Consider the following 12,868-nt stretch of genomic DNA (forward strand, 5'->3'; position numbering starts at 1 on the left):
ACATGATTGAACGGAAATCTTCAGGAATAAAATACTTTGCAGTGCTGATTGGATTCCTGCGCGATCGCCAAGGTTTTCTAGAGGAAGTTCGCCAAGGTACGAGATTACCAAATAAAATAATTTCTTTGCTAGTTTGCAGTTCTTTATTTATCGCTGCTTATGGTGGAATCATTGGTGCATATCATAGCTGGATGCAAGCTATATCTTCCGCCATTAAACTCCCAGCCCTTTATCTAATCACACTTTTGATTTGTATCCCAACGTTATTTTTTGCTAATATTATTTTTGGTTCCAAGCGGACTTTTGCACAGCATTTAGCATTAGTTTTAACTGCGGTTTCAGTCACGAGTGTACTTTTATTTAGCTTTGCTCCAATCACACTCTTTTTCTTAATTACTACCAATAATTACCAATTTCTAATTTTGTTAAATGTCTTTATCTTTGCCATAACTGGATTTATTGGTGTTTCGTCTTTATATCAAGCCACCAGTTTAGTTTTAGAACAAGATAATGAAGGTAGCAAAACTCGCCAGAGAATTTTACAATTTTGGCTATTTCTTTATGCTTTCGTAGGCAGTCAGTTAGGATGGACTCTTAGGCCGTTTTTTGGTACACCTGGTTCTGCCTTTGAACTATTTCGTGAAAGAGAAGGTAATTTCTATTTAAGCGTCATTAAATCTATTGGCTATCTCTTGGGAGTTCATTAATTAGTAATTAGTAATTTTAGATAAAAGATAACAGAAAAAACTATGCTGGGTATCACACAAGTTGCATTTACCTCCTCTTTATCAGATATCCGTAAGAGGTTTTTTGAAAACTGATTGGCTGTGATTTTAATTGTGTTGTTACTCCCCTTAGTCCCCCCTTTACAAGGCTACGGTGTACACACAAGTCAAATTACCCCCCTTAATCCCCCCTTATAAAGGGGGGAAACCGGAAAATCTTGTTCCCTCCCCTTTCCAAGGGGAGGGTTAGGGAGGGGTAAACTGATACTAAAACCTTATTTAGTCTGCTATTTCAGACTTATGTGTACACCATAGCAACCTTGAAAGAGGGCTTTAGATTTATGCAATTCTAATCTCTAAAAGCTTCTTCTAAACTGGCTTTCAACTTACAGCAGTTTACAAGTAAATGAGGTAAAAAATGCAGGACTCATAGATCAGATTGCGTCCTGCCTCCAAATTCGTAGCTTTGTACTTTATGTAAAAGAAAACTGCTGTAAGTTTACACCAATGACATCTGTATGCTTTTACTTCAGGCTTAAGAGTCGGGTTTGAGATATTTTTGTAATTGTTGGGTACGCAGTTTTGTAGTATTTTCCAAACAACCAAAATAAATGCTAGGGGCAATACTTCCGCCCTCATATTTGCTTCTCTCAAACTCACAATTGGTATCTCGAAATTTTATCCATACTAGCTGTGCAGCAATCAATTTCTGTTTTCTAGACCTTTCTAAGGTAGATACCAATTGTTGATAAACTTGATTCAGTTTTTTATCTGCATTCTGATAAGATAACTTCGTACATTCATTAATTGCTGCTTGAGTTTGAGGATTATTGCAGTTGAGCTTTTGAACTAAGCGCATCTCAAAGAAATCAGGCGTTGTGCCTGCTATTGTCATGGCGGAGGTATTTAAACTGCTGAGAGTTAGTATACTGGACAAAACTAGTAATAATTGACGCATAGCAAAACCTTTATTGTTAAGTATATAAATCTAATATTTTAGGTAGTGTGGAACTCACAATCAGATTAGGAAGTGGTATGCTCCTCAAATACAGCAGATTTCAACGAAAGTAAAGTACACAACGATTCATCTGTTACCCAGATATAAAAAGTATTTTACTTCTGAATGCTAAATTCTGAATTCTAATGTAAGTGTTATGGTTGGCGCTGAGTTTTCCTGATTCTGGCTACCAGTACGCTCCCGGTATGGAATTTTGGTTAAAAGAAGAAGACAGCAACTGCACGTAATCAAAAGTGGAGTAAGCGATCGCAAGTATATATACTTATTGCATCGGTTAGGAAAAAGATGATTTTTTTATTTATTTAAGCAAATAAAATATGCATTTTTGTTAAAAGTATGATATCTGTGTCTAAAATATTTTGATTATACGTCAAATTCCGACAAAACTCTTGCGTCGATCGTTCAAATAACTGTATTCTTTATATTGTTGAAAATTATTTTTTACAAAAGCAATAACAAAGCACAATTTCAGCACATTGAGGAAAACATTGCCTGGGCAAATCGATAAATGTCGATATCAAACCAAAATCTATGTATGTCGTTGTCACTGGCATTATGAGTAACAGGACTCACACTCGAAAAGAAAAATAAAATATTTTGTTTCTGTATGTAGTTTAGTAAGGAATTATAAATTTTTTATATTCCCTATCTCTTACAGTCCATACCTAATTTGAATAGAGAAGAGTATTGGCTAAATTTTCAATCTTTTCATCTCTCTAATCGACGCAAGAAATCTATTCTGTGCTGGCTGAGTTTGGGATTTCAAGCTCATTTTATTAACGAATTACGACCAGGAAAATTATGACCTCTTTAGATCCTAATTTTTTTGACATCCCGGACAAAAGCCTAATCATCATCGACCCAGCCGTTGATGACTATAAAAAGCTAAATGGCAACAACTTGGAAGTCATCTTTAAAGACGTAGTAGATACAGAAGTAAGAGCAGTAACTTCAAAAACATATAAACTGCTGAAAGTTCCACCGAAGGAATTGTTAGCGCCTCCTGGTGATTTCAATCCTACACTACTACTGTTTTTTGCATCCGTGACAGTACTGGTGTCATCTCATTGCGGTTACTGGCTTTGGCAATGGCCAGACTGGCTGTGTTTTAGTTTGAACACTATTGCCTTGCATTGTGCTGGAACGGTAATTCATGATGCTTGTCACCAATCTGCTCACCGCAATCGAGTAATTAATGCCATGCTAGGGCATGGTAGCGCCTTGATGCTAGGGTTCGTTTTTCCAGTGTTTACACGAGTACATTTACAGCATCATGCTCATGTCAACCATCCCAAAGACGATCCAGATCATTTTGTTTCTACGGGTGGCCCGTTGTGGCTGATTGCATTTCGATTTTTGTCTCACGAGGTATTTTTCTTTCGACGGCGACTGTGGCGCAAATATGAGCTATTAGAATGGTTCATTAGCCGCTTAATTGTTGTTGCAATTTTTTATATTTCAGTTCAATATCATTTTTTAATGTACGTTCTCAATTTTTGGGTTGTACCTTCTGGTATCGTGGGATTAATACTGGGTTTGTTTTTTGATTATTTGCCCCATCGTCCCTTTGTTGAACGCGATCGCTGGAAAAATGCTCGTGTATACCCTAGCCCAATTCTTAACATCCTGATTTTAGGTCAGAACTACCATTTAATTCATCATTTATGGACTTGTATTCCCTGGTACAAATATCAGTCTACATACTATCTAATGAAGCCTTTATTAGATGAAAAAGGCTGTTATCAAACTTCAGGCTTACTGCAAAAGAAAGACTTTTTAGAGTTTATTTACGACATCTTTATAGGAATTCGCTTTTCTCATCAAAAAACTAAAAATAAAGATGAATCACAAAGTCGTAAATAAGCATTAGTTCTTGGTTATTTGTCAATAATCAATAATATCAAGTCGAAGTAATTATATCAGATCCGCTTAATGATTTATTAAACCCAAATCGCCCCAACTCGCCAAAGCATCTGGGCGGGGTGCAAAAACTGTGGAAATTATAACTATTTTATTTTTTGTAGATCAAAAAAACTGAACCAATCGGCCCAAGGTTTTCTACATAAGTTTTCTGGTTGTAATACAATCCTGGAGACATACCTCCATCAAATAAAATTCCTTCTTGAATCTTACCTAAACAGTTATTGCTAGCAATACCTTCTAAGACATTATCAAACATATCTGGCAATAACTCTCGATTAAGTTGAGATAATTCAATATCTGAATTGGCTTTCAAGTCATTAACCAATAAGATTACATAACCTTGATTAGTGATAGCTGCTAGAGAGCGATTAGTTGCATTTTTACAAGCAAATTCTCCCAAATCTTCACAAATATCTTTAAATTTACCCTGACGATAGAATCTGCCATTACCGCCCACTAAATTGTAATTGAGAATATCGTTTGTTCTTCTACCAGCTTGGATAGTAGCCTGTCGCTGCTGGGGTGTACCTCCTGATATCCCAAAGGAAGAACGTTTATTTTTAAATGCTCCTGAATACTCTACGCCACGAGAAATATTTAAGCCTTGTGGTTTATCATCAGTATCTATATAGTCGGCATTAATTGCGGCAATGGGTAGCTGTCCGTTTAACTTGGCATTTTCATCAGCGATGAGTTCATGAAACTGTTTTGCTACATATTCTTTACGTAGTTTACCTCTACTATCTTTGGCATAAAGTTTATGAGATAGACCAACATTAACTTTAAAATCTAATTCTGCTGATTTGGGATTAAAAATAATCACATTATTAATACCTTTGGGATTTTTTTTACCTTGATTATTAGTTTTAAAAAAATCAATACTGAAGTTAGCATCTTTGCCAGGACAACTTTTAGATACTTTTGGGACTAAATTTGCTTGAATCTTTTGACACCCTGATAATAAGCTTGCACTAATTATCAAGAGAAATAATAAAAATAATTTTCTTGTAAACATAATAATACAAAAAAAACCGCTACAGAATTACTATAGCGGGGAATAATTTAAAATTTCAGTCTGGAGTCAATCTCAGAGCCAAAACTTAAGAGAACCATTCTAAGACAGCTTCTTCTTTGGTGTTAGTATTCCGAGATGGTGTCTCACGATTAAATTTCATTTGAACTGACCGGGTTTGCTCACCATCAGCAGCTACAGCCAAAATTGGGTAGTCAATTAAACCATCCTGGAAGGACATCTGGAAGCGGAATGTTCCATCTGGGTTTAGCTGAATCTGACGGCCACCAATGGTTACGGTAGCATCGGGTTCGGTTGCACCGTAGATTATCAACTCAGCATCGGCAATTAACCAGAACTGGCGCGGACGCACTGGTACGGCAGAAGCCGAGAAACCAACACCTGACATTCCTGCACCGGAAGCGGTTAAGCCAGACACGCTAGGAGTTGCCCACAGACCGACACCAGATGGGAAAATGTAAGAGCTAATGGCTTGTTCGGGACGTACTGCACCTTGTTGAGAGCCGAAGACAGAACCATCAACCCGTAGTGCTTCGGCAGATTCTGCTAAACCAAAGATTTCATCGTAGATGAAGTTGCTGTTGCCATTTACAGCATTACCAACATTACCATTGGTGGTAGGTGCAACTTTCTTGGCAGGAGGAACTAGTTCGTACTGTGTCTCACCACGTAAATCTTCTTCAAAATTTACAGTTATCAGGACATCCTCAATCCAGTCAGAAGGATAGACGGGAGGAATGTGTACTCTACTAGAACGAGCTAGTACTAACCAGCGACCATCAGCAGCACGATAGCCAATATCGATTACATAATCGCGATCGCTAACTGGAACTGGTATATACCATTCTCTAGCTAGTTCATCAGCAGGATATTCTTGAATGCTATGTGGGCTTTGGTATTCGATATCGATGTCGGTGACATCATAAATCCGTAGTGCCAGTTGTTGTCCGCCTTGCCGACGCAGTTCCTTTTTGTGTTCATCGGGAATATCCCAGTAAGTGTAAGCCCATTGAGGATCGCGCGGTAAAAGTACAATCCGGCTTTCACCATAGCCAGAGGGCAAATCTGCCAGTCCTTCATCAACATCAGCCAAAGATCCACCAGTACGATCTTCCTGACCTAATTCAAACTTTGCAGCTTCCACGGTTTCTTGTGCCTCCAATGAACGAGATGGACTGAGTAAGTTTTTGCTACGCTGAACCTCTTGTATTGATGACAGCAGTTGCGATTTACGCATTCTGCTATAGCGAGAGATGCTATATTCGCTAGCAACTTTGCGTAGTTGGCGTAAGGTCATCTCCTCTAGTGGCGGGCGTTCTTTTGCCATTAATTTGGCCTCCAGTAGTTTAAGCGGTAAATGATTTCCCCTGGTTAAAGAATGCTATGTAAAATGTCATCCATTCCAGATGAATTTCTTATTCCTGACTCCTGGTTTTGCCCAGTTTTTAAGTTTTTTAATCTGTTTTTAAATTGAGTCAACATCCTTTCAATTCCTGACAATGCCGAAATCAGCATTTTTTTGGGATTGGAAGATTTCTGTTTGTTAAGTCTATATTAACCACTAAGTATATCTAGGGATCAAGGGGTATGAGGTGGGTTTTTGGCTGTTTCACGAATTTATCAGCCCTTCTGGGATCTGATTGTCATGTTTTTATGACAATTATGGTGATTAACGTGTTTATCAATGGTGACAGTGTCAGTTTTTCATGACATTAGTTTTTGGATTAGCCAAAAACCCCGATTCTTGAAGAATAATTCAGAAGTTAGAATTCAGGAGCAAAGCCAAAGACACTGCGCTATCCACCTCTTTGGTTCAAAATTCATTCTCAATTCTTCAGTTTCGTTAAAGCTGACGCCTTTTTTACCCACCATTATGTGAAATTAAGTCCCAAGATAGTGTGTACCGCACCATAGAAGAACTTAAGCTTGGCATATAAGTTTAGGGTTTAGGGAAATAGTTATGAATAAGGAAACAGTTCCTAATCAAGCTGAAAAGTCTAATCCAGAAGGCGATGCACCACAATTAAGTCCAGAGGTACTGGACAAAATCAAACACCCTGCGAGAATAGACGATGTTATTCGAGAGCAATCACCACAAGAACGTAGAAGTAACCCAGCTTTAGTACCAGAAATGATTGACGATCTAACTGATGATTGATTAGGTTTGTAAAACAGTAATCGAAAAGATCAGATTCGCTACTTCTCTACAAAGTAGCGAATTTTGTTAATAATTCCGGAATTACACAAAATCATGAAATAACATAGACGCACTGCAAATGCGTCTTATTGGCGCAGCCTATCCTAGAAAATATAAGCAGCTTGCCCCAAAGTCTTGCATAAGTCGTAATATTGTGAAACCATATTTTGTAACTTGCTCATACAACTAACTAATTAGTTTCTAGCCTCACTCCAGAAAAAATTACTGGTACTAGTAACAATGATGACGCGATCGCCAAATCCAAAAAAAAATCAAGAACCATCTAATCGTCGTCTGTGGCTCCTGCTTTTAGCACGTACCAGTTTGGCTCTAGGTGGGGTTTTGCTAGTTGGAATCATAGTTGGTGCTTGGTGGGCTAGAAACTATATATACAAAGATTTAGCACCGTTAGTACAGCAAAATCTTGAGCAATTACTGGGGCGTCCAGTAAAAGTTGGTAACGTTGAACGTTTTTCGCTTTCTAGTTTGAGATTTAGCTCTCTATCGATACCAGCAACTACTAGCGACCAAGATCGAGTGGTTGCAAAAGCTTTGGAGGTGCAGTTCTCGCCCTTGCAACTTCTCCTGAGCCGAAAGTTAGCATTAAATGTCACCTTAGTTCAACCCAATGTCTACGTTCAACAGGATAAAGATGGTGGTTGGGTAACAGCCCAAGTTAAGGCTGGGGAAGGAAAAGGTTTTATTCAAACTGAGTTGCAGTCACTTCAAATTCAAGATGGCAAAGTAGAGTTGATGCCATTTGCTGCGCCAACTAAACCGAAAGGCTCAGTAATATTAGATCAAGTTGGTGGTATTGCTCGATTTTCAGATGGAAATCAAAGGATCGGTTATGACTTCAATACTCAATTCACTAAGGGAGGCGCTGCTAAAATTGTTGGCGAAACCCAACTAAAAGCTCAACAAACTAACCTGCAACTTTCAGCCCAAAATTTCCAAGCATCTGATATCACTAGATTAATTCAGTTACCGATCGCTTTACAAGCAGGGTCTTTAAATGCTGACTTAGGAGTTCAGATTCCACCCAAACTTTCAGACATCGCAATTACCGGAACAGCTACAGCTAATCAAATCACCGCGAAAATTCAAAATATTCCTCAGCCGATTTCTAATTTTAATGGGAAATTTCTATTTCAAGGTCAGACAGTTACTTTAGATAATCTGAGCACGAACTTTGGCAAAGTTCCCATTCTGGCTAATGGAACAATTAATACTAAAACAGGTTTTAATGTCTCTGCTCAGATCAAACCAGTTACTACGAAAAATATCTTAGATACCCTGAAAGTAAATTCGTCAGTTCCAGCTAGTGGCGAAATTCAAGCAAATGTTAAAATACTAGGCGCACTTGAGCAACCAGTTGTTAGCGGTACGGTAAGTAACACCAAACCTATTCAAGTTGACCGCATTCAATTTAATACCGTAAACACTGATTTTCGCTTGAATGCATCTAAAACTGCATCTCAACTTACTGTCTCCAACTTGAAAATAATCCCCGCAGCTGGTGGTCAAATTACAGGCGGCGGTCAAGCTAATCTGGGAACTAAAGATGGAGTAATATTTAATGCTCAAGCTGATGGAATATCAGGAGATATACTAGCGCGTAGCTACGGCGTTACTCTACCGATCGCAGTTGGGAATGTTTCAGCAAAAGCCCAAATTTCTGGCTCACTTCGCAAACAGCCGTTGAAGCTTGATATTTCCAATGTTCAGATAACGCCACCAGCCGGAGGGAAAATCACAGCCAATGGTCAAATTCAACTCGCTCCCCAAGGTGAGGTAGGCGTAGATATTCAAGCTCAGGGTATCCCAGGAAATGCGATCGCTCAAGGTTACGGTATTTCCACTCCCATTAATGTTGGTGGTATCTCTGCAAACGCTAAGATTACTGGTTCTCTGGGTACACCATTAAACGTGAATGTTTCTCGCGTTCAAGCCAATCCAGATGTGGGAGGGCAAATTAAAGCTAGCGGACAAATTCAGCTGGCATCTCAAGGTAGGGTGGCGTTGAATGTACAAGCACAAAATATACCAGGAGATACGATCGCCAAAGCCTATAATTCCTCACCCTCCATCACTATTGGAAATGTATTGGCAAATGCGAATATTTCCGGCACTCTGAACAACTTGCAAGCAGTAGCACGGGTACAAGCGCCTAGTGCCACCTATCCCACCAGTGGACGAGTTTTTGTTATCAAACAAGGAGAGAATATCGTCTTTCCCGATGCGGTTGTGAACGTGGCTGGCGAGACAATTAGGGCTAGAGGTCAAGTTGCACAACAACGCTGGCAGGCTTTTGTAAATGCCCAACAACTGCAATTGAGCCGTTTTGGAGAGATACCACCCCAGTTCCAGGGAGTTTTAAACAATGTCGCCTTGAATTTGTCAGGAAGCACTGCTTCTTTCCAACCCTCAAGCATTCAAGCCAAAGGACAAGCAAGGCTGAATATAGCAGGAGGTACAGTTAATCTCAAAAATGTTAGCTTTGATGCTGGTCGCTGGCAAGTGCTTGCCAACGTTTCCCAAATTCAAGTTAACCGTTTCTCACCACAATTGGGAGGACGGCTCAATAGTAATATCCAATTAGCAGGCACAGCAAAATCTTTCCAGCTTGCAGATATTCGCGCCGCCGGACAAATCCGCGTTTCCCAAGGGTTAGCGCTGCTAGCACAACCGCTCACCGCGCAATTTCAGTGGAATGGACAGCAGATTATAGTTGAAAACGCAAGTACCCCAGGATTGAGGGCTAATGGTGCGATCGCTATTCAAACTCCCCCAACTGGCGCACCCCAAATTACCGGATTTGATTTAAATGTACTGGCAGAGAATTTTAACTTACAAAATACTGGTTTTAAAGTTCCTGGGGACGTAGCAATAGCAGGACGACTGGATTTTAAGGGAAAAGTTACAGGAACTCCAGATGTACCTCAAGCTAATGGGAATATTCGGCTGCGGAATTTCAATGTGAGCAACTTGGCATTTGACCCACTTTTAACTGGAAACGTGAATTTTCAAGGGGGACAAGGGGCAAGTCTGCGACTAGCTGGGAAACAAGACCAGATTGCCCTTAATTTAGGTGCAGATTATCGTCCCACTTCATTTTTAGTTCAACGTGATGGCGCAGTTACCACAGGTAGAACTGAGGGAGATAACTTATTCATCAACGCTCAACAGTTTCCCATCGCTTTGGTTGGCGGCTTTTTACCTAACAATCAATTGAAACCTCTGGCGGGGCAATTATCGGGTAATTTAGTTGTAAATTTGAATAATTATGCCATTGCGGGGGATGTGGCGATCGCAAAGCCTCGTGTTGCCAGAGTAGCGGCCGATGAATTTCGCGGCAACATCAATTATGCTGATGGTACAGCTAGCTTGGCTAATGGTCAATTGCGGATTGGCGATAGCAACATCGCTCTCAGTGGCAATGTGCAAACGGGAAATGACCCGCAATTTCAATTCCAAGCTAATTTTGCCCAAGCCAAAATTCAGAGACTTTTACAAGCCTTTAATATCTTCGACTTTAAAGACCTTGGTACTGGGTTACAACCTCCAACCTTAGCTGGAGCAGAAGCACTTCCAACTGAGTCTATCAGCTTGCCCGATGCAGATTTGAAAACACAGTTAGCATACTTCTCAAATATTACAACAGCGATCGCCAAAGAACGGCAAGCCCAAACAAAACAAACCCCATCTTTACCCAGCCTTGCAGAATTAACAGGTGCTTTAAGCGGAGCAATTACAGCCAATGGCTCCTTAAAGTCTGGGTTGAATGTCGGCTTTAATTTTCAAGGTGCTAACTGGCAATGGGGTAATTATTCCATCAATCAAGTTGTTGCTCAAGGCACTTTTGCCGATGGTATCGTCACCCTTTCGCCCTTGAGTGTAGGGATTAATCAAGGACTAGTGGCGTTTTCAGGACAGTTAGGAACTGACCAACTATCTGGAAAATTGAATGTAGCCAGTCTGCCTTTATCACTTTTAGAACCTTTTATCGAAAAATACCCCGTAGATATCACTGGTAATGTAAATGCTGATGCCACTCTAGCAGGTAGTTTGCAAGACCCCACAGTTCAAGGGAAAGTGGCGCTAGCGAATGCGACCCTTAACAAACAACCCGTACAAACAGGACAAGTGAACTTTGATTACAACAAAGCTCGCTTGAATTTTGATAGTACCTTACTAGTAACAGGAACGCAGCCAGTTGCCGTTACAGGTAGCGTACCTGCACCGTTGCCTTTTGCCAAAGTGCAACCGGATAGCAATCAAATCAGCATCAACGCCAATGTGCAAAATGAAGGATTGGCACTTTTAAATCTGCTTACCAACAATCAAGTCGCTTGGGTAGATGGTCAAGGAAAAGTAGATTTAAATGTTCAAGGTACTTTAACCGAACCAGTTATCAACGGCAACGCCACATTTAATAATGCAACTTTTAGCGCTCAAGCCTTATCCGATCCTTTAACGAATGTCACAGGAACAGCACTATTTAATGGTAGAACGATCAGCGTTGAAAATATCCAAGGTAATTACAATCAAGGGCAAGTAAATGTATCAGGCATCTTGCCAATTTTTGATCCTCAACAAGCCGCAGCTAATCCCCTAACAGTGTCAATAGCAGATAAACTCAACTTTAAGCTTGCAGGACTGTATGAAGGTGGTGTTGGTGGCGATGTCGTGATTCGCGGCACAGCCTTAAAACCTGTAATTGGTGGAGAAATTCAACTGAGTAATGGTCAGGTAATTATTGGCAACTCGGCTGCTGCAAAGAAAAAATCAACAGCAACAGCAGAGGCTGATACTAAAGTCATAAATCTAGATAGACAACAGCTAAACCCTAACGCCACACCGACAGCAGATAATAATGCTAACCCAGTGGTTACAGCAGATGGAAGCACTAACCCAGTGGCAACAGCAGACGCAAGCAGTAGCGCCGCAACTCCACCCAATTTACCTGTAGAGTTTGCAGATTTAAAGTTGATTTTAGGCAAAGATATTCGAGTTACAACTCAGTCTTTTCTAAGCTTTGTACCAGGAGGAGCGGCATTAAGTCAGCCTCTATTGAAGTTTGACGCTAAAGGTGACTTGACCATTAATGGTACATTAGCCAAACCGCTTCCTGAAGGAGTGATTCGTTTAACAGGAGGAGGACTGAGCTTATTTTCCACTCAGTTCACCTTGGCGCGGGGCTATGAACAAACTGCGCGGTTTACTCCAAGTCAAGGACTTGACCCGACTTTGGATGTCCGACTGACGGCAATTGTACCAGAAGCATCAGCAAGGAACACTCAAACTTTGGAATCACCCTTGTCTTCTGAAGTCAGCGATGTTTCTGTAAACAACTTTGGAACTTTACGTAGCGTTACCGTTCAAGCTAGGGTGGACGGCCCAGCTAGTAAATTGGGTGAGAATCTAGAACTGACGAGCGAACCTAGCCGTGGTAAGGGAGAAATAGTTGCTTTGCTGGGTGGCTCAATTCTAGGTTCTTTCGGTCAAGCAGATGCAGGCCAAGGGCTGACTAATTTCGCTAGTTCTACCATTTTAGGTAGTTTACAAGGAACTATCACTGCGATCGGACAGGCTGTTGGTTTTAGTGAATTTCGGATATTTCCGACTCCATCTATTAATAATGAAGATTCAAAAGCATCAAGAGCTTCAATTCTTAATTTATCCGCAGAAGGTGTGTTTGATATTAGTAAAAATTTCTCTGCCTCTTTATCACGCGCTCTTTCTAGCGATGACTCTTTCCGTCTCAATGTCCTCTATCGAGTCAATGACGAAATTCTGATGCGAGGCTCAACTGATGTGGGGGATGACAATCAACTTCAAGTTGAGTATGAAACCCGATTTTAGATTGGTGCATTGGCATTGTTAATTGACACAATCGCATTGCTGGCCAATAAACTAACTATAGCGATTCTCACTTGGGTACAACACCGTGATAACCTTATCCCGTATTT

General features: G+C 40.4%; 7 protein-coding genes. 4 read left to right on the forward strand and 3 right to left on the reverse strand.

From position 1 onward, the window contains the following. Positions 1-2: 2 nt before the first annotated feature. Positions 3-707 (forward strand): actin-binding WH2 domain-containing protein, encoded by a 705-nt coding sequence (locus V7K79_RS08135; RefSeq protein WP_335046412.1) that lies wholly within the window; start codon positions 3-5, stop codon positions 705-707. Positions 708-1,260: 553 nt separating this feature from the next. On the opposite strand, the gene V7K79_RS08140 is transcribed toward V7K79_RS08135, so the two are convergent. Continuing rightward, positions 1,261-1,683, reverse strand: a complete 423-nt coding sequence (locus V7K79_RS08140; RefSeq protein ID WP_335046415.1) for a lysozyme inhibitor LprI family protein — start codon at positions 1,681-1,683, stop codon at positions 1,261-1,263. A gap of 861 nt (positions 1,684-2,544) precedes the next feature. Between V7K79_RS08140 and crtR the strand changes: the two genes are divergently transcribed. Further along, a complete protein-coding gene (gene crtR, locus V7K79_RS08145) occupies positions 2,545-3,606 on the forward strand; it encodes a beta-carotene hydroxylase (protein WP_335046417.1) in 1,062 nt (353 codons plus the stop codon). Between the two features lie 148 nt (positions 3,607-3,754). On the opposite strand, the gene V7K79_RS08150 is transcribed toward crtR, so the two are convergent. Next, a complete protein-coding gene (locus V7K79_RS08150) occupies positions 3,755-4,681 on the reverse strand; it encodes a phosphodiester glycosidase family protein (RefSeq protein WP_335046419.1) in 927 nt (308 codons plus the stop codon). A gap of 85 nt (positions 4,682-4,766) precedes the next feature. Next, entirely contained in the window at positions 4,767-6,026 is a 1,260-nt protein-coding gene (locus tag V7K79_RS08155; protein ID WP_335046421.1) for a DUF4912 domain-containing protein, read from the reverse strand. Between the two features lie 633 nt (positions 6,027-6,659). Here V7K79_RS08155 and V7K79_RS08160 point away from each other — a divergent pair. Next, the gene (locus V7K79_RS08160) at positions 6,660-6,857 is read left to right on the forward strand and encodes a hypothetical protein (protein WP_335046423.1); all 198 of its coding nucleotides are present in this window, start codon (positions 6,660-6,662) and stop codon (positions 6,855-6,857) included. Positions 6,858-7,139: 282 nt separating this feature from the next. Then, entirely contained in the window at positions 7,140-12,761 is a 5,622-nt protein-coding gene (locus V7K79_RS08165) for a translocation/assembly module TamB domain-containing protein (protein ID WP_442938895.1), read from the forward strand. Positions 12,762-12,868: the final 107 nt, after the last annotated feature.

Origin of the sequence: Nostoc sp. (assembly GCF_036917575.1) — a bacterium.
Classification (GTDB): domain Bacteria; phylum Cyanobacteriota; class Cyanobacteriia; order Cyanobacteriales; family Nostocaceae; genus Nostoc.

Coding starts and splice junctions, on each gene's coding strand:
- V7K79_RS08135 (WP_335046412.1), top strand. CDS start 3: ATGATTGAACGGAAATCTTCAGGAATAAAATACTTTGCAGTGCTGATT.
- V7K79_RS08140 (WP_335046415.1), bottom strand. CDS start 1,683: ATGCGTCAATTATTACTAGTTTTGTCCAGTATACTAACTCTCAGCAGT.
- crtR (WP_335046417.1), top strand. CDS start 2,545: ATGACCTCTTTAGATCCTAATTTTTTTGACATCCCGGACAAAAGCCTA.
- V7K79_RS08150 (WP_335046419.1), bottom strand. CDS start 4,681: ATGTTTACAAGAAAATTATTTTTATTATTTCTCTTGATAATTAGTGCA.
- V7K79_RS08155 (WP_335046421.1), bottom strand. CDS start 6,026: ATGGCAAAAGAACGCCCGCCACTAGAGGAGATGACCTTACGCCAACTA.
- V7K79_RS08160 (WP_335046423.1), top strand. CDS start 6,660: ATGAATAAGGAAACAGTTCCTAATCAAGCTGAAAAGTCTAATCCAGAA.
- V7K79_RS08165 (WP_442938895.1), top strand. CDS start 7,140: ATGACGCGATCGCCAAATCCAAAAAAAAATCAAGAACCATCTAATCGT.